23 protein-coding genes are annotated in these 20262 nt (G+C 67.4%); 13 read left to right on the top strand and 10 right to left on the bottom strand.

The genetic code is table 11. From position 1 onward, the window contains the following. Nucleotides 1–4 precede the first annotated feature (4 nt). Nucleotides 5–1330 (top strand): EsaB/YukD family protein, encoded by a 1326-nt coding sequence (locus AB4879_RS18575; protein ID WP_370508748.1) that lies wholly within the window; start codon nucleotides 5–7, stop codon nucleotides 1328–1330. A gap of 50 nt (nucleotides 1331–1380) precedes the next feature. Beyond that, nucleotides 1381–2637 carry a type VII secretion-associated serine protease mycosin gene (gene mycP, locus AB4879_RS18580; RefSeq protein ID WP_370508844.1) on the top strand — a complete coding sequence of 419 codons (1257 nt, stop codon included), beginning with the start codon at nucleotides 1381–1383 and terminating at the stop codon, nucleotides 2635–2637. On the opposite strand, the gene eccB is transcribed toward mycP, so the two are convergent. Beyond that, nucleotides 2602–3948: a type VII secretion protein EccB gene (gene eccB / locus AB4879_RS18585; protein ID WP_370508749.1), complete on the bottom strand. Its 1347-nt coding sequence runs from the start codon at nucleotides 3946–3948 to the stop codon at nucleotides 2602–2604. The genes mycP and eccB overlap by 36 nt on opposite strands. Before the next feature lie 36 nt (nucleotides 3949–3984). Beyond that, on the bottom strand, nucleotides 3985–4551 hold the full coding sequence (locus tag AB4879_RS18590; protein WP_370508845.1) for a CGNR zinc finger domain-containing protein: 567 nt from the start codon (nucleotides 4549–4551) through the stop codon (nucleotides 3985–3987). A gap of 73 nt (nucleotides 4552–4624) precedes the next feature. On the opposite strand from AB4879_RS18590, the gene AB4879_RS18595 reads away from it, so the two are divergent. The 5 genes from AB4879_RS18595 (at nucleotide 4625) to AB4879_RS18615 (ending at nucleotide 8484) form a co-directional block, all read left to right on the top strand. After that, the gene (locus AB4879_RS18595) at nucleotides 4625–5620 is read left to right on the top strand and encodes a DMT family transporter (protein WP_370508750.1); all 996 of its coding nucleotides are present in this window, start codon (nucleotides 4625–4627) and stop codon (nucleotides 5618–5620) included. Between the two features lie 125 nt (nucleotides 5621–5745). Next, nucleotides 5746–6339 carry a cutinase family protein gene (locus AB4879_RS18600; RefSeq protein ID WP_370508846.1) on the top strand — a complete coding sequence of 198 codons (594 nt, stop codon included), beginning with the start codon at nucleotides 5746–5748 and terminating at the stop codon, nucleotides 6337–6339. A 77-nt stretch (nucleotides 6340–6416) separates the two neighbouring features. Then, nucleotides 6417–7088 carry a cutinase family protein gene (locus tag AB4879_RS18605; protein WP_102808112.1) on the top strand — a complete coding sequence of 224 codons (672 nt, stop codon included), beginning with the start codon at nucleotides 6417–6419 and terminating at the stop codon, nucleotides 7086–7088. Between the two features lie 46 nt (nucleotides 7089–7134). After that, nucleotides 7135–7797, top strand: a complete 663-nt coding sequence (locus tag AB4879_RS18610) for a cutinase family protein (protein WP_370508847.1) — start codon at nucleotides 7135–7137, stop codon at nucleotides 7795–7797. Nucleotides 7798–7800: 3 nt separating this feature from the next. Beyond that, nucleotides 7801–8484 (top strand): cutinase family protein, encoded by a 684-nt coding sequence (locus AB4879_RS18615; protein ID WP_370508751.1) that lies wholly within the window; start codon nucleotides 7801–7803, stop codon nucleotides 8482–8484. Here AB4879_RS18615 and truA read toward each other — a convergent pair. From truA to infA, 8 genes are all read right to left on the bottom strand, one after another. Further along, nucleotides 8481–9485 carry a tRNA pseudouridine(38-40) synthase TruA gene (gene truA / locus AB4879_RS18620; protein ID WP_370508752.1) on the bottom strand — a complete coding sequence of 335 codons (1005 nt, stop codon included), beginning with the start codon at nucleotides 9483–9485 and terminating at the stop codon, nucleotides 8481–8483. The genes AB4879_RS18615 and truA overlap by 4 nt on opposite strands. Then, nucleotides 9367–9930: a 50S ribosomal protein L17 gene (gene rplQ, locus AB4879_RS18625; RefSeq protein WP_370508753.1), complete on the bottom strand. Its 564-nt coding sequence runs from the start codon at nucleotides 9928–9930 to the stop codon at nucleotides 9367–9369. The genes truA and rplQ overlap by 119 nt, the downstream gene beginning before the upstream one ends. A gap of 60 nt (nucleotides 9931–9990) precedes the next feature. Then, complete coding sequence (locus AB4879_RS18630) at nucleotides 9991–11043, bottom strand: DNA-directed RNA polymerase subunit alpha (RefSeq protein WP_071949501.1); 1053 nt, start codon at nucleotides 11041–11043, stop codon at nucleotides 9991–9993. 94 nt (nucleotides 11044–11137) lie between these two features. Next, a complete protein-coding gene (gene rpsD / locus AB4879_RS18635; RefSeq protein ID WP_036340802.1) occupies nucleotides 11138–11743 on the bottom strand; it encodes a 30S ribosomal protein S4 in 606 nt (201 codons plus the stop codon). Between the two features lie 15 nt (nucleotides 11744–11758). Next, nucleotides 11759–12172: a 30S ribosomal protein S11 gene (gene rpsK, locus AB4879_RS18640; protein WP_036340804.1), complete on the bottom strand. Its 414-nt coding sequence runs from the start codon at nucleotides 12170–12172 to the stop codon at nucleotides 11759–11761. Between the two features lie 6 nt (nucleotides 12173–12178). Beyond that, nucleotides 12179–12553: a 30S ribosomal protein S13 gene (gene rpsM / locus AB4879_RS18645; protein WP_036340806.1), complete on the bottom strand. Its 375-nt coding sequence runs from the start codon at nucleotides 12551–12553 to the stop codon at nucleotides 12179–12181. 185 nt (nucleotides 12554–12738) lie between these two features. After that, nucleotides 12739–12852, bottom strand: a complete 114-nt coding sequence (gene rpmJ, locus AB4879_RS18650) for a 50S ribosomal protein L36 (protein ID WP_003879483.1) — start codon at nucleotides 12850–12852, stop codon at nucleotides 12739–12741. 64 nt (nucleotides 12853–12916) lie between these two features. Continuing rightward, a complete protein-coding gene (infA, locus tag AB4879_RS18655; protein WP_005140011.1) occupies nucleotides 12917–13138 on the bottom strand; it encodes a translation initiation factor IF-1 in 222 nt (73 codons plus the stop codon). Nucleotides 13139–13422: 284 nt separating this feature from the next. Here infA and AB4879_RS18660 point away from each other — a divergent pair, with 284 nt between their 5' ends. From AB4879_RS18660 to rfbB, 6 genes are read left to right on the top strand one after another with little or no spacing between them, the layout of a single operon-like run. Beyond that, nucleotides 13423–15123 (top strand): FAD-dependent oxidoreductase, encoded by a 1701-nt coding sequence (locus AB4879_RS18660; protein ID WP_199189927.1) that lies wholly within the window; start codon nucleotides 13423–13425, stop codon nucleotides 15121–15123. A 15-nt stretch (nucleotides 15124–15138) separates the two neighbouring features. Further along, the gene (locus AB4879_RS18665) at nucleotides 15139–16623 is read left to right on the top strand and encodes an ATP-binding protein (protein WP_102808107.1); all 1485 of its coding nucleotides are present in this window, start codon (nucleotides 15139–15141) and stop codon (nucleotides 16621–16623) included. 29 nt (nucleotides 16624–16652) lie between these two features. Further along, the gene (locus AB4879_RS18670) at nucleotides 16653–17486 is read left to right on the top strand and encodes an LLM class F420-dependent oxidoreductase (RefSeq protein ID WP_370508754.1); all 834 of its coding nucleotides are present in this window, start codon (nucleotides 16653–16655) and stop codon (nucleotides 17484–17486) included. Between the two features lie 16 nt (nucleotides 17487–17502). Continuing rightward, nucleotides 17503–18342: an LLM class F420-dependent oxidoreductase gene (locus AB4879_RS18675; protein WP_102808105.1), complete on the top strand. Its 840-nt coding sequence runs from the start codon at nucleotides 17503–17505 to the stop codon at nucleotides 18340–18342. A gap of 30 nt (nucleotides 18343–18372) precedes the next feature. Beyond that, the gene (locus AB4879_RS18680) at nucleotides 18373–19230 is read left to right on the top strand and encodes an LLM class F420-dependent oxidoreductase (protein ID WP_102808104.1); all 858 of its coding nucleotides are present in this window, start codon (nucleotides 18373–18375) and stop codon (nucleotides 19228–19230) included. Nucleotides 19231–19259: 29 nt separating this feature from the next. Next, nucleotides 19260–20255, top strand: a complete 996-nt coding sequence (gene rfbB / locus AB4879_RS18685) for a dTDP-glucose 4,6-dehydratase (protein ID WP_370508755.1) — start codon at nucleotides 19260–19262, stop codon at nucleotides 20253–20255. Nucleotides 20256–20262 lie beyond the last annotated feature (7 nt).

Genomic DNA, 20262 nt, shown 5'->3' on the forward strand with positions numbered 1-20262 from the left:
TGTCATGGCTGCCACCGACCAGACCTGCCAGGTGTCGATCCGTATCGCCGACCGGGAAGCAGACGTCAGCCTGCCCGCCGGCATCCCGATCGCCGAGCTGATACCCGCCGTGGTCGACGTGATCGGCGCGGCGGAGTTCAGCGGCACCGATCTGCATCTCATCCGCGTGTGCGGACAACGGCTCGACCCGGAGAGGACCCTCGTGCAATCCGCCGTCCATAACGGTGAACTTCTGATCCTGACCACCGCGGAGCCGCCGGCGCCCATCACCCGGTTCGATGTGGGCGGCATCGTAGCCGATGCTATTGCGGCGCTGCCGGAACCGACGTGCCGGCTCATCCGACGCGGCGTCGGTCACGGCGTGCTGGGATGGTCGGCCGTGGCACTGCTGGTGTTGCTGGGCCGTGCGATCGCGGACCCGACTGCAAGCCGTCATCCCGTAGTCGCTGCGGCCGCAGCGCTTCTCGCGATGTCCGGTGCGGTCATCGTGCACCGGACAACAACCGGCCAGGTGACGGTGGCGGGCCTCGGCGTCCTGGCTGTCGTCCTCGCGGGTCTGACCGCAGCCCTACTTCCGCTGGGTCCGCCGGCGATGCCGACGTTCGTGGTCGCGATGGCCGCGATCGCGTCGGCCTCGCTGCTGGCCTGGCGCCTGTTGGGTTGTGTGACTGAGGTTTTCCTTCCGCTGGCCGCTGTTGCGATGGCGGCATCGATGACGACGATGGGGGCGGTGGCGGGGTGCTGGCCGGCTGACACCTGCGGGCCGATGCTGGCATGTGGGTCAGTGGCCGCGTTGGCGGCGTCGGCGCGATTGTCGATCCACAGTTCCGGGCTGGCCAGCGCCCGCCTCGCCGACACCGACCTCGACGCCCTGGCACGACGGGCTCATCACCGGCTGACGCTGATCGCGGCGACGGCAGCAGCTGCGACGGCTCTCGGCGCGGCGGTCACGGCGATGACCACCTCGCATCTCCTTCCCGCGGCGATCTTCCTCGCGATCATTGCCACACTGCTGATTCTCCGGACCGTCCGAGAGCACACCCGATACCGGATTGTCGCGCACAGCATTTCGTCCGCAATCACCGTGACCGCGCTCGGCGTCTTGTGCGCCGTCGCCGCACCGCAGAGCATCCCCTGGCTGTGCGGGGTCTGCGCGCTCATCGCCGCCGGGGCGGTATGGGTCACGCACCGCGGACCGGTCCCCATCGCCCCGGCGGTTCGCCGGGTGGTCTCGACCGTGGAGCTGATGCTCGGCGCCGCGGTCGTACCCGGCGCGTGCGCGGCAGCAGGCATGTTCAGTGGGCTCGCTCAGATCGGTTCGGCCTGGTGAGGCCCACCGCGCGGATCGCATCCGCCGTCGCGGCGGCGCTTCTCACGGTGATGCACTGTGCGCCAATCGCGTTCGCGGTGATCCCGCCGCCGATCGACAATTCGCTGCTGCCGCCGGCGGCTCCCGCTGCCCCACCCCAGCCGACCGAACAACGCCGGCCCTGCACCGTGCCGCTTCCCACCGAGTCCGGCGCACCGGCGCCGCAGTTCGCCGGTGTCGACGTGGCGGCGATGTGGCGGCTCACCCGGGGAGCAGGTCAGCGCGTCGCGGTGATCGACACCGGGATCGCCGCGCATCGCCGGTTGCCCGATGTCGTCGCAGGCGGCGACTACGTGTCGACCGGCGACGGCAGACAGGACTGCGACGGACATGGGACCGTCGTCGCGGGCATCATCGCGGCTGCCCCAGATCAGACTGATGGGACGGGGTTCTCCGGGATCGCTCCGGAGGTCACCCTGATAGGAATTCGTCAGTCCAGCAACAATTTCGGGCCATTGGCTGATCCCGGTGAGCACGGCTTCGGCGATGTGAGCACGCTGGCCATGGCGGTGCGGACGGCCGCGGACATGGGCGCGTCGGTGATCAACATCTCGTCGGTGGCCTGCGCCGAGTCGAGTCTGGACGACCGTGCGCTGGGGGCGGCACTGTCGTACGCAGTCGATGTCAAGGATTCCGTGGTGGTGGTCGCTGCGGGAAATGTCGGCGGCGACGGCCAGTGCCCCGGCCAGAACACCACGGCACAGCCCAGTGTGATCGCGAGCCCGGCGTGGTACGACGACTATGTCCTGACAGTCGGCTCGGTGGGCTCCGACGGCGCGCCATCGGAATTCAGCCTCAACGGCCCGTGGGTCGACGTCGCGGCCCCCGGCGAGAATGTCGTGTCGCTGGATCCCGACGGCGACGGCGTCATCAACGCCCTACCGACGCCGGCGGGACAGGCGTCGATGTCGGGCACGAGCTACGCCGCGCCAGTGGTCTCCGGCGTGGTGGCCCTGGTGCGGTCCCGCTTTCCGCGGCTCTCGGCCCGCCAGGTGATGGCGCGCATCGAAGGCACCGCGCATCATCCCGCGCAAGGGTGGAACGCCGCGGTGGGCAACGGTGTCATCGATCCTCTGGCTGCGCTCAGCGATCACACCAGCGAGCCGCTGCCGCACCAGACAACGCGGTCTTCGGCGCCACCACCGACGCAGCCCGAGAAGAGGCACCGCTACGCACTCGTGGGAAGTGCGGCGGCGCTGTGTGTGGCCGGCGTGGTGGCGGCGTCGGTGCGGCTACGGCGCCGCACCGAGGACGTCCCGGCCGACTAGGGCGGCGTCCCGGCCCAAGTGCGGACCGGCGGGAAGCACGCCGACGATCGACCAAGGCGCAGTGGCGGGAACGCCACTGAGCCCGAGGGCGGCTGTCGCCGAATCATCAACGGGGAAGCGCACTCCCGCGCTCGTGACGAGGTAGCGTCCTGTTCCCGGCCCACCGGTGACATCCACGCTGGCGCCGGGGATCATCCGCACACTGTCGACGGCGGGTCCGTCCCCGTCGGATCCGGCCAGGTCGACCGCGCCGGGACGATCGCCGGGGTGTGCTGCGACGGCGACACCTCTGTGTCCGGATATCCATGTCGCACAGACGTCGTCGCCGGCACCGAGCAGTGCGGGCGGCTCATCGGGATACCCACCGACCGGCAGGGTGTCGACGAGCGGGCTGCGCGCAATCAGCTCCGGCGGCACCTCGGTGATCTCGGCCTGCGCGGCCGGGTCCCTGAACCGGATGAGTTCGGCGGCCAGCCGGCCGATGCGCTGAAGGCCACCCGGCAGCGCGACGTAGTACTCGGGTGACCCGGTCCGCGCGACGCGCAGGACGGTTCCGACCGCGATTCCGGTCACCCCGGACGGTTGTCCCATTCCGGCGATCCGGGGTGCACTGATCGCCGGTACTTCGGGGATCGTGTTGAGCACGGTCGAGGACACCGTGCGCAGCGCCGCCTCGGTGATCCGCAAGGCGCGCGCGGTGGCCGGGTCGCCGGGATCGAGCATGGCGCGCGTGCCGTCGTACAGCAGGTAGGCCGATCCGTCACCGTGCGCCACTGTGGCGAGGACGGCGGTGCGCCGGTCCAGGTCGGGCGGTATGGCGTCGTCGCCGACGGCGACGGTGGTCTTCCCCTCGACGTCGTCGCACACCGCCCATCTCACGTCGCGGGGCGCCATCACGCGCCCGAACGACGCAGGCGCGCCGGGGATCCCCAGGATCGGACCGGTAGCCGTATCGCCGAGTGCGGCGTCGTCGACCAGTCGCGGTGTGGCCGGTGAACCCAGAATCAAGCGGGCCGACGTCAGGTTCGCCACCGGGCGCAGACGGTCGTCGATCCTGACGAACAGGGCGCCGGACCCTCGCACCATCACCACCGTCGCATCGCCGGGGATGACACCGCGGGCCGTCGATCCCAGGATCGTGTCGAGGACCACGGCAACCCCCGCAACACCGCAGCCGACCAGGAGCGAGAGCTTGCGGGCGCGAAGGGGGTCGTGCCAGGCCGGCATCTGCCGCGCCAGGACCGCATACTCCAAGCGGCGCAAGAGGAATCGCTGTGCACTCAGCTGAACTCGACGTGGGGGGCCGACCATCTGCGTGACGCTAGAACACCCTCTTAGGCGGCGGTGTCACTCATCAACAGCCCCCTCTTTCGAGCGACGCTCCCGGTAGGCGGCGACGTGCTGACGATTGCCGCAGTTGCCGGTGTCGCAGAACATCCGGGAGCGGTTGCGGGACAGGTCGATCAACACCGCATCGCAGTCCGGGGCCGCACAGATCTTGAGCCTGCGCAGTTCACCGGCACGCACCAGGTCGGCCAGCGACATCGCCATCTCGGCACCCATCCGCTGGGCCAGCGGATCGTGGATGGACGCCAGGTGCAGGTGCCACTCCGGCATCTCCGGGTGACGGGTCAGCCACGGGGAGGCGCGGGTGTCGGACAGCAACGCATTGATCTGACCGACCGCGCGTTCCTCGTCGGCGGCTGCCGCCCAGATCCGGCCCAGCCGGTTCCGCAACGTGTGGACCGCCGAGACCTCGGCGTCGTCGCGATCGCGCCGTCCGGTCCAGCCGTGGCTGTCCAAATAGTGGTCGAGGGCGGGCTGGTCGCCCAGTTGCTCACCGTCGACGCGGTCGGTGTTGATCAGCGCACAGGCAGCACGCAACGTGAGCTCAGTGTCATGACTGAAAAGCATTTGACTCATGACTTCCTCCGGACGTAGTGTCATGACCAACATCTATTTTACTCATTACATCCGGGAGTGCCTCATGTCGACGCTGGTCCGCACCCACGACCACTTCCGGCTTGGGCTGATGTTCGCCATCGGATCGGCATTCACGTTCGGCATGTCCGGCCCCTTCGCCAAATCGCTGATGGGCGCCGGCTGGTCGCCGACCGCCGCGGTCACCGCCCGGCTCGCCGGCGGTGCGCTGGTGATGGCGATCTTCGCCACCATCGTCAAGCCCGGCTGGGTCCGCGAGGCCCGCGCGCACGCCCGCGTCGTGGTGGCCTACGGGCTCGTCCCGATCGCCGGGGCCCAACTCTGCTACTACAACGCCGTCTCTCATCTGTCGGTCGGTGTGGCGCTGCTGCTCGAATACACCGCGCCCATCCTCGTCGTCGGCTGGATCTGGGGAACCACCCGGCGCCGCCCCCGCGCCATGACGCTGGCCGGAGTGGCACTCGCCGTTGCCGGAATCATGTTGGTACTCAACGTCTTCGAAGGTGCGCACATCAACACGGCCGGCGTTCTGTGGGGTTTGGGTGCGGCGATCTGCGCAGCCTGCTACTTCATGATGTCCGATGAGGTCAGCGCCGACGGCGGCGGATTGAACTCGATCACCCTGGCCGCCGGCGGGCTTGTGGTCGGCACGATCGCAGTGGTGCTGCTCGGCCTGACCGGCGTGATGCCGCTGATCTTCACCGCCAACAACGCGGTCGTCGCCGGACTGACGGTGCCCTGGTGGGTTCCGGTGGTGATGCTGGCCGTGGTGGCCACCGCGATCGCCTACACGCTGGGCATCAGTGGAGTGGCGCGGTTGCGCCCGAGTTTCGCCTCTCTGGTCGGCCTCGGCGAGGTGCTGTTCGCCGTGCTGTCGGCGTGGGTGTTGCTGGGTGAGGCCGTGACCGCAGTGCAGGCCGTCGGCGGTGTGGTGGTGCTGCTGGGCCTGGCTCTGGCCCGCCAGGGTGACCGCAGCGCCGCTGTCACCGCAGCGACGTGGCCCGATGCGGGACCGATCGAGGAAGCGGCCGCGCGGAGCTGATTTCCGCGGCGCGCAAGCAAACGTCGGGAATGAAACTCCGCTCTCATCTGTAACATCCAGATGTGACATCAACCGCTGCGCCGAAGCGTTTCCTCCTGGCCGCCGCCGCTGCCGTCCTCACCGCGATGTTCGCGCTGGTCAGCCCGGCTGCCGTGCCGACAGCGGCGGCCGCGTGCAATGACGTGCAGGTGGTGTTCGCCCGCGGCACCGACGAGCCGCCGGGTATCGGCCGGGTCGGGCAGGCATTCGTCAACGCGCTGCGACCCAAGATCGGCAACCGCTCAATGGGCGTCTACGCCGTGAACTATCCCGCCAGTTACGACTTCCTGGCGGCCGCCGGCGGCGCCAACGACGCGAGTGCGTTCATCCAGGGTGTGGTCAACGACTGCCCGAATACGCGGTTGGTGCTCGGCGGGTATTCGCAGGGCGCGGCGATCATCGACATCATCACCTCGGTCCCCTTCCCGGCGGTCGGCTTCAACAACCCGTTGCCGCCGAACGTGCCGGACCACGTCGCCGCGCTGGCCGTCTTCGGCAACCCCACCACACGAGTCGGCCTGCCCCTGACCAGCAGCGCCGTCTACGGCAGCCGGGCCATCGACCTGTGCAATGCCGGTGACCCGATCTGCAGCAGCGGCGACGACGTCCAGGCCCACCGCATCTACAACAGCGACGGGTCGGCGGCTCAGGCCGCCTCGTTCGTCGCCGGTCTGCTCTAGATCACAAACGGTTTGGGCCTCCCAGCCGGGTGTGTGACTATTAGCCGAATGCTCGCGACGAAGGGGTTCTCATCAGCATGGCCAGGCCGACCCTGACACCACGCCGCAAACTCGGTGTTGCCTCGATCGCGGCGCTGGCGATCCTGCCGCCGATCGTCGTCGCCCCGGCAGCCCAGGCCGAGCCGTGCCCGGACGTCGAAGTGGTCTTCGCCCGCGGGACCAGCGAGCCGGCGGGCATCGGCCGCGTCGGACAAGCCCTCGTCGACAATCTGCAGGGCCAACTCGGTGGACGCTCGGTAGGCGCCTATGCGGTGAACTACCCGGCGACCTACGACTTCCTGGGGGCCGCTGACGGCGCCACGGACGCGACCAACCACATCGCCACCATGGCCGCGGCCTGCCCGGCGACCAAATTCGTCCTGGGCGGCTACTCGCAGGGCGCCGCGGTGGTGGACATGTTGGTCGGCATTCCGCCGCTGGGCAACAAGGTCGGTGACATCGGCTCGGCGCCACCGCTGCCGGGCAACCTGGCCAACCGCGTCGCCGGGCTGGCGGTCTTCGGTAATCCGTCCACCAAATTCAGCATCCCCATCACCTCGGCCGGCGGGCCGTTCGCCGGTAAGGGCGTCGACTTGTGCAACGACGGCGACCCGATCTGCTCGCGGGGACGCAATCCGTTCGCACACACCGATTACGAGCAGGGTCCGGCGCCGGCGCAGGCCGCCGGCTTCCTCGCCGGACTGTTGTAGCCGCGCGAATTTATTTGCTGCCAGCATTTTCCCAGGCTCGTCTACCATTGCTGGCATGCGCGCGAAAACGGTTCTGAGCGCGGCGGCGGCGGTGATGTCCGTCGCCGCATCACTGTTGCCGACGGCGGTGGCGTCCGCCGCGGACTGCCCCGACGCGGAGGTGATGTTCGCGCGCGGACGCTTCGAGCCGCCAGGCATCGGCCGCATCGGCCAGGCGTTCGTCGATTCGCTGCGCGGTAAAACCCCGAAGAGCGTCGGGGTGTACGGGGTCAATTACATCGCCGACTGGGACATCGTGCCGGGCGCGAACGATCTGAGCCGGCACATGCAGTACATGGCGACCAACTGCCCCAACACCCGCCAGGTGCCGGGCGGCTACTCGCTGGGTGCCGCGGTGGTCGACGTCGTAGTCGGTTCGAACACGGCGCAATTCGGCTTCAACTCACCGCTGCCCGCCTCCGTCGCCGATCACGTCGCGGCGGTGGTGTTGTTCGGCAATGGCACCCGCAGCATCTTCGGGCCGGTGTCGGCGGCCAACAGTCCGGTGTACGGCCCCAAGACCATCGACCAGTGCAACGTGGACGACCCGATCTGCAACGGCATCGATCCGAGCACCCTCGCCGACAACTGGAACTCGCACCTGCAGGACGCCTATATCGGCTCGGGTCTGGTTGACCAGGCCGCCCAATTCACCGCAGACAGGCTCTGACGCATGCGCATTCGCCGGACAGTGACCCGTGCGGTCACGGTGGTCGTCGCGGCCGCGGCGATGGTGCTCGGCCCCACTCCACTGCCTGGGGGTGGCGTGGTGGCGGCGCCGCAGGCTTCCGCAGCGGGCTGCCCCGACGTGGAGGTGATCTTCGCGCGGGGCCGCCTCGAATCCCCCGGCGCGGGAATCATCGGCAACCAGTTCGTCAGCGCACTACGCTCGCGCGTCCACCGCAACGTCGGCCTCTACGCGGTGAAGTACCCGGCCGACAACCAGGTCGACGTCGGCGCCAACGACATCAGCCAGCGCATCATCTACAACATCAACAATTGCCCGAATACGCGACTGGTCCTCGGCGGGTACTCGCTGGGCGCGGCGGCCACCGACATGGTGCTGGCCGTTCCGATCCCCATTCTGGGCTTCAAGACCCTTCTGCCCCCGGACGCCGGAAGCCACATCGCGGCAGTCGCCTTGTTCGGCAACGGCACCCAATGGTTGGGTCCCATCACGAATTTCAGCCCCGAGTATCGGGACCGGACCATCGAGCTGTGCCACGGCGCCGATCCGATCTGCAATCCCGCCGACCCGGACACCTGGGAAGCCAACTGGCCCGACCACCTCGCCGCCGCCTACCAGAAGGCCGGAATGATCGACCAGGCCGCCGATTTCGTGGCGGGCAAACTCTAGGGCTTGTCCAGCGTCCGCAGGTCGCGGGTGATCATGATGCGCGCGGCGAGCTCGTCATCCGGCGGGTAGTCCACCCCGGCCAGCGTCAGGCCCCGAGCCGGCGCCGCGGCGAAGTCGCTGGAACGCGCGTCCGCGGTCAACAGCGTTGCGCACCAGGATGGTTCGCGCCGCCCCTGCCCGACCGCGAGGAGTGCACCGACCAGTGATCGCACCATCGACCAGCAGAACGCGTCAGCGGTGACGTGGGCCGTCACGGCATCGCCGTCGCGTACCCAGTCCAGGCGCTGCAGGTCGCGGATGGTCGTCGCACCGGGCCGGTGGCGACAGAAAGCGGCGAAATCGTGCAACCCGACCAGATGCCGGGACGCCGAATTCATGGCGTCGACGTCCAACGGCTTCGACCACGGTGTCACGTACCGCGCGGACTGCGGTTCGACACCGTAGGGCGCCAGCGACAGCCGGTATTCGTAGTGCCGACGCAGCGCCGAGAAGCGGGCATCGAATCCGGCTGGGGCGCGGGTGATGTCACGTGCTCGGACGTCCTGGGGCAGGAAGCGGGCCAGCCGGCGGACCAGCGGCAGGAACTCGGGCTCGCCGGGCCGGGCGTGGCGCGGATACGCGTGAGCCAGGGCGTCGGCCGGGACGTCGAGGTGGGCCACCTGGCCGGTGGCGTGTACTCCGGTGTCGGTGCGGCCGGCCCCGAAGACCCGGACCGGCTCCCGGAAGACCGTCGAGAAGGCCTCCTCGAGGACACCCGCGACCGTGCGGTGGCCTTCCTGCGCCGCCCAACCGGTGAAATCGGTTCCGTCGTAGGCGATGTCGAGCCGTAGACGAACGAGCCCGTCACCGCTGTCGGTGACGGGCTCGTTCGTACTCACGGCGTCAGGACTTGTCAGCGTCCGAATCCTCGGCGGATTCTTCGGCCTGCTCCTCGGCAGCCTCGGCGGTCTGCGCGTCGGCGATGCCGGCGTCTTCAGCCTCGACGGCTTCGATCGGCTCATCCGCGGGGGCCTCGTCGGCAGCGGCAGCCACCGGCGCAGCCTTGGCGGCCGAGCTCTTGCGGGCCCGGTTGGCTTCGGAGGTCACCGTCTTCTCCCGCACCAGTTCGATGACCGCCATCGGGGCGTTGTCGCCCTTGCGCGGCTCGACCTTGATGATGCGGGTGTAGCCGCCGTTGCGGTCGGCGAAGAACGGCGCGATCTCGGCGAACAGGGCGTGCACCACGTCCTTGTCGCGGATCTTCTTCATCACCTCACGCCGGTTGTGCAGCGCACCCTTCTTGGCATGGGTGATGAGCTTCTCCGCGTAGGGCCGCAACGCCCGCGCCTTGGGCTCGGTGGTCTTGATCCGGCCGTGCTCGAACAGCGAGGTGGCCAGGTTGGCCAGAATCGCCTTCTGGTGCGAGGACGACCCGCCGAGGCGAGGACCCTTGGTGGGCTTGGGCATTGCGACTTCTCCTAAATGGGGCCGGTCCCCGTATCAGGTAGGACCGGGACTGATGTGTACTTAGAGCTCTTCGGTTTCGGTGTAGTCCTGCTCGGCGTCCAGGTCGTAACCCGCATCGCTGTTCCAGGTGCCGGTGGCGACGTCGTAGCCGGCGACCTCCGACGGATCGAAGCTGGCCGGGCTGTCCTTGAGCGACAGACCCAGCTGGTGCAGCTTGATCTTGACCTCGTCGATCGACTTCTGACCGAAGTTACGGATGTCCAGCAGATCGGACTCCGTGCGAGCGACCAGCTCGCCGACGGTGTGCACACCTTCGCGCTTGAGGCAGTTGTACGACCGGACGGTCAGGTCCAGATCGTCGATCGGCAGCGCGAACGCCGCGATGTGATCGGCCTCGGCAGGCGACGGGCCGATCTCGATGCCTTCGGCCTCGACGTTGAGTTCCCGTGCCAGACCGAACAATTCGACCAGGGTCTTGCCAGCCGACGCCAGGGCGTCACGCGGGCTGATCGAGTTCTTGGTCTCGACATCGAGGATCAGCTTGTCGAAGTCGGTGCGCTGCTCGACGCGGGTGGCCTCCACCTTGTAGGTGACCTTCAGCACCGGCGAGTAGATGGAATCGACCGGGATACGGCCGATTTCGGCGCCCGAGGCCTTGTTCTGCACGGCAGGCACATAGCCGCGGCCGCGCTCGACAACCAGCTCGACCTCGAGCTTGCCCTTGTCGTTGAGGGTCGCGATGTGCATGTCCGGGTTGTGCACGGTCACGCCGGCCGGCGGGACGATGTCACCGGCGGTGACCTCACCCGGGCCCTGCTTGCGCAGATACATGGTGACCGGCTCGTCCTCCTCGGAGGAGACGACGAGTCCCTTGAGGTTCAGGATGATGTCGGTGACGTCTTCCTTCACCCCGGGCACGGTGGTGAACTCGTGCAGCACACCGTCGATGCGGATGCTCGTGACGGCCGCGCCGGGGATCGACGACAGCAGCGTACGCCGCAGCGAATTGCCAAGGGTGTAACCGAATCCCGGCTCCAGCGGTTCGATGACGAACTGCGACCGGTTCTCGGCGATAACCTCTTCGCTCAGTGTGGGGCGCTGAGAAATCAGCATGGTTTTTTCTATCTCCTTCTCGGCAACCGCTATTTGATGCCGTTAAGTGATCCACAGGGACCGGTTGGCCCCGCAGAGGACTGCGTCGTCTTCTTTACTTCGAGTAGAACTCGACGATCAGCTGCTCGGCGAGCGGAACCTGGATCTGCTCACGAGTCGGCAACTGGTGGACGAGGATTCGCTGACGCTCCCCCACGACCTGCAGCCAGGACGGGATCGGGCGCTCACCGGCGGTCTGCCGGGACAGCTCGAACGGGAAGGTGTTCAGCGACTTGTCCTTGATGTCGATGATGTCGTACTGCGACACCCGGTAGCTCGGGATGTTCACCTTGACACCATTGACCGTGAAGTGGCCGTGGCTGACCAGCTGTCGAGCCATCCGGCGGGTACGCGCCAGGCCCGCCCGGTACACGACGTTGTCCAGCCGGGTCTCCAGGATCTGGAGCAGGTTCTCACCGGTCTTGCCGGTGGACCGGTTGGCCTCTTCGTAGTACTTGCGGAACTGCTTCTCCATCACGCCGTAGGTGAAGCGAGCCTTCTGCTTCTCCTGCAGCTGCTGACGGTATTCGCTCTCCTTGATCCGCGCGCGACCGTGCTGGCCGGGCGGGTAGGGGCGCTTCTCGAACGACTGATCACCACCGACCAGGTCGACGCCGAGGCGGCGCGACTTGCGGGTAGCGGGTCCGGTATAACGAGCCATTTTTCTTTATCCTCCCTAGACCCGGCGCCGCTTGGGCGGACGGCAGCCGTTGTGCGGCTGCGGAGTGACGTCGGAGATGGCGCCGACCTCGAGGCCGGCGGCCTGCAGCGAGCGGATCGCCGTTTCGCGGCCCGAACCCGGGCCCTTCACGAAGACGTCGACCTTCTTCACGCCGTGCTCCTGCGCCTTGCGGGCAGCGTTCTCGGCGGCGAGCTGCGCGGCGAACGGAGTCGACTTACGCGACCCCTTGAAGCCGACGTGACCCGACGAAGCCCAGGCGATGACGTTGCCCTGGGGATCGGTGATCGAGACGATCGTGTTGTTGAACGTGCTCTTGATGTGAGCGGCGCCGTGCGGGATGTTCTTCTTTTCCCTGCGACGGGTCTTCTGACCCTTCTTGGCGCCGGTGCCCTTCTTTGCCTGTGCCATCCGGGGTTACCTGGCCTTCTTCTTGCCGGCGATGGTGCGCTTGGGGCCCTTGCGGGTACGCGCATTGGTCTTGGTTCGCTGGCCACGCACCGGCAGGCCACGGCGGTGCCGCAGGCCCTGGTAGCAGCCGATCTCGATCTTGCGGCGAATGTCGGCCTGAACCTCGCGGCGCAGGTCACCCTCAACCTTGAGGTTGCCTTCGATGTAGTCGCGCAGCTGGGTCACCTGATCGTCGGTGAGGTCCTTGGTGCGCAGGTCCCGGTCGATGCCGGTGCCGTCCAGGATTTCCTGGCTACGGGTACGGCCGATGCCGTAGATATAGGTCAGCGCGATCTCCATGCGCTTGTCGCGCGGGAGATCTACGCCCATGAGACGTGCCATCAGGCAGTGATTCCTTCTCTTTGCGGAGGTCTGATCCCAGTCCGTTCCGCCGCCCGAAATGGGCCTTTCAGCGGGGTCCGGCCTCCGTGCCGGACGTAGATGAGGCGCTTCATCTCTAAAGATGCCGGGCCCTCAGTGGTACTGGGAGGTCTGCATTCAGTTGTGGGTAGTGCTCGCGCCGGGTGTTAGCCCTGCCGCTGCTTGTGGCGCGGATCAGAGCAGATCACCATGACCCGCCCGTGCCGGCGGATCACCCTGCACTTGTCGCAGATCGGCTTGACGCTCGGGTTCACCTTCACGGCTGTTCGATCCTTCTAGTTCGGTCGGTTTGTATTCGTGCGTGCTGGTTCGGGTCGGTGGGGCTTACTTGTACCGGTACACAATGCGCCCGCGGGTCAGGTCATAGGGAGACAACTCCACCACCACCCGGTCCTCGGGAAGGATGCGGATGTAGTGCTGCCGCATCTTGCCGCTGATGTGAGCGAGTACCTTGTGTCCGTTCTCCAGCTCAATGCGAAACATCGCGTTGGGCAGGGGCTCGACCACGCGGCCCTCGACCTCGATGGCACCGTCTTTCTTGGCCATGTCCTCTTCGATCCTGCTTTCTCGGTTTGGGGCAGCATTCGCCCCGACTGCAAAACGTGAGCCGGGAGCGGGAAATTCCGGGATTTCCTCAGACAGGGCACGCAAGAGTCGGCGCGGAATCCGCACCGTTGGTCAACGATACCCGCTCGGGCGCGGTACTCCAAAACGCGCCGAAGCGGCGCTGACCTCCGCTTCATCTGCCGGAGAACGCGACGCGGCGGCAACCTCGGGCCCGCAAAGCCCACCCTAATAAGCACTGGACAACAAGCGCATACTTGACGGTGATGACTGGACCCGCCCCCCAGCCCCGCAAACCCGTGATTCTCACTGTGGACGACGACCCCGCCGTCTCACGTGCCGTGGCACGTGACCTCCGCCGTCACTACGGCGAGCGGTATCGGATCGTCCGCGCCGAATCCGGGCTCGACGCGCTGGAAACGATCAATGAACTGAAGCTGCGCGGCGAAACCGTCGCGGTGTTCGTCGCCGACTACCGGATGCCGCAGATGAGCGGCATCCAGTTTCTCGAAGAGGCGATGGACGTCTACCCGATGGCTCGCCGCGTTCTGCTGACGGCCTACGCCGACACCCACGCCGCGATCGACGCGATCAACGTCGTCGACCTCGACCACTACCTGCTCAAGCCCTGGGATCCGCCGGAGGAGAAGCTCTACCCGGTGATCGACGCGCTGCTGGAGGCCTGGCACGCCACCGGCGACCGGGCCATCCCGCACACCAAGGTGATCGGGCACCGCTGGAGCGAACGTTCGTGGGAGGTGCGCCAGTTTCTGGCCCGCAACCTGCACTCGTTCCGGGCGTTCAACGCCGACGAGCCCAAGGGCAAGCAGCTGCTGGACGCGGGCGGCCTTGACGAGTTCCAGCTGCCGGTGGTGATCAGCGAACAGGGTCAGATCCTGGTCGACCCGACCGATGCCGAGCTGGCCGCGATGCTGGGACTGTCCACCAGCCCGTCGCTGGAGATGTACGACCTGGCGGTCATCGGCGGCGGCCCGGCCGGGCTGGCGGCCGCGGTTTATGGCGCCTCCGAAGGCCTCAAGACCGTGCTGATCGAGGAGACCACCACCGGTGGTCAGGCCGGCCGCAGCTCCCGCATCGAGAACTACCTCGGCTTCCCCACCGGCGTCTCCGGCGCCGAACTCACCACGTCGGCCCGCAGGCAGGCCGAGCGCTTCGGCGCCGAGGTGATCACCACCCGCAAGGCGATCAAGCTCTCCGCCGGTGAGGCGGGCACCGCACGCACCATCGAGTTCGAGGACGGCAGCACCATCGCCGCCCGCGCCGTCATCCTGGCCACCGGTGTGGCGTACCGCCAGCTGCAGGTCACCGGCTGTTGGGACAACCCCGACGATCCCGCATGCAACTACGTCGGACGCGGCGTTTACTACGGCGCCTCGGTGTCCGACGCCTCGGAGTGCCGCGGCGAGGATGTCTACATCGTGGGCGGCGCCAACTCGGCCGGGCAGGCGGCGATGTACATGTCCCGCGAGGCCCGCTCGGTCACCATGCTGGTGCGCGGACCGTCGCTCGAGGCGTCGATGTCGCATTACCTGATCCAGCAGATCGAGAAGAACCCGACGATCTCGGTCCGCACGTGCACCGAAGTGGTGGACACTCTCGGCGAGGACGACCACCTGACCGGCCTGATCCTGGAGAACAGGCAGACCGGCCAGCGCGAAACCGTCGAGGCCAGCCGGATGTGCTGCTTCATCGGCGCCGAGCCCCGCACCGACTGGCTCAAGGAGGTCGTCGCCGTCGACGACCACGGTTTCGTCCTCGCCGGTCCCGACCTGCTGAACGTGGCCGGCTGGACTCTGGACCGCCCGCCGCACCACCTGGAAACAAGTGTGCCCGGTGTGTTTGTTGCAGGAGACGTGCGCTCCGAGTCCGCAAAACGGGTGGCGGCCGCCGTCGGCGAAGGGTCGATGGCGGTGATGCTGGTGCACCGGTATTTGGCGGAGGCCTAGAAAGGGCGTAACGACATGGGCCAGAACTGCATGCCCGACGAACTCAGGACGCTGTTCTTGTTCGAAAAGCTGTCGACCGAACAGCTCCAGACGTTGTGCGACAACGGGCATATCGCGACGTTCGAAACCGGCCCGGTGGTCGTCGAAGGCGAACCGGCCACCTGCTTCTACGTCCTGCTCGACGGCGAGTTGGTGATGTCGAAACGCTCCGGCGGTGTGGACGTGGAAACCACCCGCACCTCGCAGCGCGGCGTGTACTGCGGGGCGTGGTCGGCCTACATCCCCAATGAGGAGCAGGTCTATCAGGCCTCGGTGCGCGTCACGAAGCCGTCGCGGTTCTTCGTGCTCGACGCCGAAGCCTTCGCGCAGTTCATGAAGTCGGAGTTCCCGATGGCCGTGCATCTGCTCGAGGGCCACATGGTCGGCGGGCGGCGGCAGAGCCAGATCCTCGGCCAGCGGCAGAAGCTGCTGGCGCTGGGCACCATCACGGCCGGGTTGACCCACCAGCTGAACAACCCGGCGGCAGCTACCGCGCGCGCCGTGGCCGACCTTCGTGAAGGCGTCGGCAAGATGCGCTACAAGCTGTCGATGCTCGCCGACGGGCAATTCAGTCCCGAGGCGCTGCGGGTGCTGGTCCGGATCCAGGACGAGGTGGCCGAACAGGTCGCCAAGTCCAAGGTGCAGGAACTGTCCGCGCTCGAGACCTCCGACCGCGAGGACCAAGTCGGCGATTGGCTCGAGGACCACGGCATCGCCAGCGCGTGGGATTACGCCCCCACGTTCGTCGAAGCCGGTCTCGATGTGGACTGGCTGGAACGCATCGAGGCCTCGATCGACTCGGTGGACTGTTCGGCGACGCTGCAGAGCGCGATCGGCTGGCTGAAGTACACGATCGACACCGAGCTGCGGATGAACGAGATCGCCGACGCCAGCGAACGCATCTCGGGTCTGCTCGCCGGGGCCAAGAAGTACTCCCAGATGGACCGCGCCGAATACCAGGTCGCCAACGTCCACGAGCTGCTGCACAGCACGCTCAAGACGCTGTTCGGCGACAAGGTCGGCGCCGACAAGCCCATCAAACTGGTCAAGGAATGGGACAAGTCTATTCCCGAAATCGCTTGTTACCCAGGCGGTTTGAACGAAGTATGGGACGTCATCATCAACAACGCCATCCAGGCGATGAAGGGCCGCGGCACCCTGACGATCCGGACCGCCCGCCAGGGCGACGACCGGATCCGGGTGGAGATCTGCGACGACGGCCCCGGCATCCCGGAAGAGATCATCGACCGGATCTTCACCGCGTTCTTCACCACCAAGCCCTTCGGTGAGGGCGACGGCCTCGGCCTGGATCTGGCCCGCCGGATCATCGTCGAGAAGCATCAGGGCGATATCCGGGTCGAATCCGAACCGGGCAACACCCGCTTCATCATCCTGCTGCCGCTGGTGGCGTCCGCGCCCGTCGCGGTAACTCCGGGTGAACTTTCCACCGCAGCGGAATAGCTCACACTCGGGCCCGGGTTATAGCCGCCATGAGCGCCAAGCCCGATCTCGGTAAGTTCGCGTCCTTCGGCATGGGCATCACGCCTGAGGACGCCTCGGCAATCGAGGCGCTCGGTTACGGCGCGGTGTGGGTGGCGGGCTCGCCACCCGCCGAGCTCGACTGGGTGGACCGAACTCTCGAGCAGACCCGCACCCTGAAACTGGCCACCGGCATCGTCAACATCTGGACCGCCAAACCCGAGGCGGTCGCCGCCTCGTTCCACCGCATCGAGAACGCGCACCCTGGCCGCTTCCTGCTGGGCCTCGGTGTCGGCCATCCCGAGGCCGACGCCGAGTTCACCAAGCCGATCACCGCGCTCAACGCCTACCTCGACGTGCTGGACGAACACGGCGTACCACGCGAGCACCGCGTTCTGGCCGCGCTCGGACCGCAGGTCCTGAAACTGTCGGCACGGCGCAGCGCCGGCGCCCACCCTGTCCTCGTCACGCCCGAGCACACCGCGCAGGCGCGCGAACTCATCGGTCCCGACGCGTTCCTGGCGCCCGCGGTACCCGTTGTCCCCACCACCGATGTCGAGCACGCCCGAGCCGTCGGCCGTAAGACACTGGAGATGTATCTCGGGCTGAGCAACTACCTCAACAACTGGAAGCGGCTGGGCTTCACCGATGACGACATCACCCGCCCCGGCAGTGACCGGCTCGTGGACGCCCTGATCGTCCATGGAACGCCCGACACGATCGCGTCGCGGCTCACCGAGCACCTCGAGGCCGGCGCCGACCACGTCCCGATCCAACTGCTCACGTCGCAGGCCAAGGTCGTACCCACCTTGGCCGATCTCGCCGGCCCGCTCGGGCTGAGCTGACCGAAGGGAAAGATCGATGACAGACAAGCCGGATCTGGGCAAGTTCGGGTCGTTCGGTCGCGGGGTCACCCCGCAGCAGGCCAAAGAGATCGAGGCCCTCGGTTATGGCGCGGTGTGGGTGGGCGGTTCGCCTCCTGCCGAATTGGATTGGGTGGAGCCGATTCTGGAGAACACCACCACGCTGAAGGTGGCCACCGGCATCGTCAACATCTGGACCGCCGCGGCCGGCCCGGTGGCCGAGTCGTTCCACCGCATCGAGAAGGCCTACCCCGGCCGGTTCATCCTCGGCATCGGCGTCGGACATCCCGAGGCGCATCAGCAATACCAGAAGCCGATCGACGCGCTGCGCGGCTACCTCGACAAACTCGACGAGTACGGGGTTCCGAAGAATCGGCGCGTGGTCGCCGCGCTCGGCCCGCAGGTACTCAAGCTGTCGGCCACTCGGGCGGCCGGTGCGCACCCCTACCTGACCACGCCGGAGCACACCGCCGAAGCGCGGCAGCTGATCGGACCCGAGGCGTTCCTGGCGCCCGAGCACAAGGCGGTGCTGACCACTGACGCGGATCAGGCGCGCACAGTCGGCAGGCAAGCCCTCGACATTTACCTCAACCTGCAGAACTACCTCAACAGCTGGAAACGGTTGGGATTCAACGACGACGACGTCGCCAAGCCCGGCAGCGACCGGCTGGTCGACGCCGTCGTGGCCTACGGCACCCCCGAGGCGATCGCGGCCCGGCTGACCCAGCATCTCGAGGCGGGTGCCGACCACGTGCCCGTCCAGGTACTCACCTCATCTGACAAGCTGGTGGATGCACTGGCCGCGCTGGCCGGCCCGCTGGGTCTCAAACAACCGTAGGGACTCAACCAACCCCAACGAGAGGGACTCGTGACCAATCCGTCGCTGCTCAAACCAGATCTCGGCCGCTACGGGGTGTGGACCGGTGGACCGGTCACACCGGAGCAGGCGGTCGAGATCGAGCGGCTCGGCTACGGCGCGGTGTGGGTCGGCGGTTCGCCGGCGGCCGATCTGTCGTTCGTCGAGCCGATCCTCGCCGAGACCGAGAACCTGTCGGTCGCCACCGGAATCGTCAACATCTGGAACGCCCCGGCCGACGAGGTCGCCGAGTCCTATCACCGGATCGAAAAGGCTTATCCCGGGCGGTTTCTGCTCGGGGTGGGCGTCGGACACCCGGAGCACACCCAGGAGTACACCAAGCCCTACCAGGCGCTGGTGAACTATCTCGACAAACTCGACGACAAGCATGTGCCGACCAGCCGCCGGGTTATCGCCGCCCTCGGCCCGAAGGTGCTGCAGCTGGCCGCGCAACGCAGTGCCGGTGCGCATCCCTACCTGACCACCCCCGAACACACCGGGCAGGCCCGCAATCTGGTCGGCCCGACGGTGTTCCTGGCACCCGAACACAAGGTGGTGTTGACCACCGATCCCGACGAGGCCCGCGAACTCGGCCGCGACAGCGTCGGCTTCTATCTGGGGCTGAGCAACTATGTGAACAACTGGAAGCGGCTGGGATTCACCGACGCCGACGTCGCACCGCCGGCCAGCGACAAGCTGATCGACGCCGTGGTCGCCCACGGAACGGCCGACGCCATCGCCGCGCGGCTGGCCGAACACCTCGACAACGGCGCCGACCACGTGACCATCCAGGTGCTCGGCGGCTGGGACAAGCTGCTGCCGACACTGACCGAGCTGGCCGGACCGCTGGGGCTGACCGCGAAGGGGTGAGCGTTCCACCGGCCCGTTAGGGTGGCGGCATGCGGCTGTTGGTGACCGGCGGCGCCGGTTTCATCGGCGCCAACTTCGTCCACAGCACCGTGCGGGAACGGCCCGAGGTGTCGGTGACCGTCCTGGACGCCCTCACCTATGCAGGCAGCCGCGAGTCGCTGCGCTCCGTGGACGATCACATCCGGTTGGTCGAGGGCGACCTCGTCGACGAGTCGCTGGTCGACAGGTTGGTCGCCGAGTCCGACGCGGTGGTGCATTTCGCCGCCGAAACCCACGTGGACAACGCGCTGGCCGGTCCAGCGCCGTTCGTCCGGAGCAACGTCGTCGGCACGTTCTCGGTGTTGGAAGGCGTTCGGCGGCACGGGGTTCGGCTGCACCATGTCTCCACCGACGAGGTGTACGGCGATCTGCCCCTGCACGGCGACGAGCGGTTCACCGCGCAGACTCCGTTCAACCCGTCGAGCCCGTATTCGGCGACCAAGGCTTCGGCCGACCTGCTGGTGCGCGCGTGGGTGCGGTCCTACGGGTTGCGCGCGACAATCTCCAACTGCTCCAACAACTATGGGCCATACCAGCACATCGAGAAGTTCATCCCGCGCCAGATCACCAACGTCCTGACCGGCCGCCGTCCCAAGCTCTACGGCACGGGCGCCAACGTGCGCGACTGGATCCACGTCGACGACCACAACAGCGCGGTGTGGCGGATCCTGGAAGACGGCGTGAGCGGATCCACCTACCTGATCGGCGCCGACGGCGAGCGGGACAACCTGTCGGTGTTGCGCCTCATCCTGCAGCTGATGGGCCGCGACGCCGACGATTTCGACCATGTTCCCGACCGCGCCGGCCACGACCTCCGCTATGCGATCGACGCCAACGCGCTGCGCGGCGAACTCGGCTGGACGCCGGCGCATACCGACCTGACCGAGGGATTGACGAGCACGATCGCGTGGTACCGCGCCAACGAGTGGTGGTGGGGTCCACTCAAAGAACAGGTCGAGGCCGGCTACGCCGAACGCGGCCAGTGACAACGGG

Source organism: Mycobacterium sp. SA01 (assembly GCF_041287105.1).
GTDB lineage: Bacteria > Actinomycetota > Actinomycetes > Mycobacteriales > Mycobacteriaceae > Mycobacterium.

Coding starts and splice junctions, on each gene's coding strand:
- AB4879_RS18605 (WP_102808112.1), top strand. CDS start 6,417: ATGGCCAGGCCGACCCTGACACCACGCCGCAAACTCGGTGTTGCCTCG.
- mycP (WP_370508844.1), top strand. CDS start 1,381: ATGCACTGTGCGCCAATCGCGTTCGCGGTGATCCCGCCGCCGATCGAC.
- AB4879_RS18670 (WP_370508754.1), top strand. CDS start 16,653: ATGAGCGCCAAGCCCGATCTCGGTAAGTTCGCGTCCTTCGGCATGGGC.
- rfbB (WP_370508755.1), top strand. CDS start 19,260: ATGCGGCTGTTGGTGACCGGCGGCGCCGGTTTCATCGGCGCCAACTTC.
- AB4879_RS18575 (WP_370508748.1), top strand. CDS start 5: ATGGCTGCCACCGACCAGACCTGCCAGGTGTCGATCCGTATCGCCGAC.
- AB4879_RS18665 (WP_102808107.1), top strand. CDS start 15,139: ATGGGCCAGAACTGCATGCCCGACGAACTCAGGACGCTGTTCTTGTTC.
- eccB (WP_370508749.1), bottom strand. CDS start 3,948: ATGGTCGGCCCCCCACGTCGAGTTCAGCTGAGTGCACAGCGATTCCTC.
- AB4879_RS18630 (WP_071949501.1), bottom strand. CDS start 11,043: ATGCTGATTTCTCAGCGCCCCACACTGAGCGAAGAGGTTATCGCCGAG.
- AB4879_RS18595 (WP_370508750.1), top strand. CDS start 4,625: ATGTCGACGCTGGTCCGCACCCACGACCACTTCCGGCTTGGGCTGATG.
- rpsD (WP_036340802.1), bottom strand. CDS start 11,743: ATGGCTCGTTATACCGGACCCGCTACCCGCAAGTCGCGCCGCCTCGGC.
- rplQ (WP_370508753.1), bottom strand. CDS start 9,930: ATGCCCAAGCCCACCAAGGGTCCTCGCCTCGGCGGGTCGTCCTCGCAC.
- rpsK (WP_036340804.1), bottom strand. CDS start 12,172: ATGGCACAGGCAAAGAAGGGCACCGGCGCCAAGAAGGGTCAGAAGACC.
- AB4879_RS18660 (WP_199189927.1), top strand. CDS start 13,423: ATGACTGGACCCGCCCCCCAGCCCCGCAAACCCGTGATTCTCACTGTG.
- AB4879_RS18600 (WP_370508846.1), top strand. CDS start 5,746: ATGTTCGCGCTGGTCAGCCCGGCTGCCGTGCCGACAGCGGCGGCCGCG.
- AB4879_RS18675 (WP_102808105.1), top strand. CDS start 17,503: ATGACAGACAAGCCGGATCTGGGCAAGTTCGGGTCGTTCGGTCGCGGG.
- AB4879_RS18590 (WP_370508845.1), bottom strand. CDS start 4,551: ATGCTTTTCAGTCATGACACTGAGCTCACGTTGCGTGCTGCCTGTGCG.
- infA (WP_005140011.1), bottom strand. CDS start 13,138: ATGGCCAAGAAAGACGGTGCCATCGAGGTCGAGGGCCGCGTGGTCGAG.
- truA (WP_370508752.1), bottom strand. CDS start 9,485: ATGAGCCGATCGAAGCCGTCGAGGCTGAAGACGCCGGCATCGCCGACG.
- AB4879_RS18615 (WP_370508751.1), top strand. CDS start 7,801: ATGCGCATTCGCCGGACAGTGACCCGTGCGGTCACGGTGGTCGTCGCG.
- rpsM (WP_036340806.1), bottom strand. CDS start 12,553: ATGGCACGTCTCATGGGCGTAGATCTCCCGCGCGACAAGCGCATGGAG.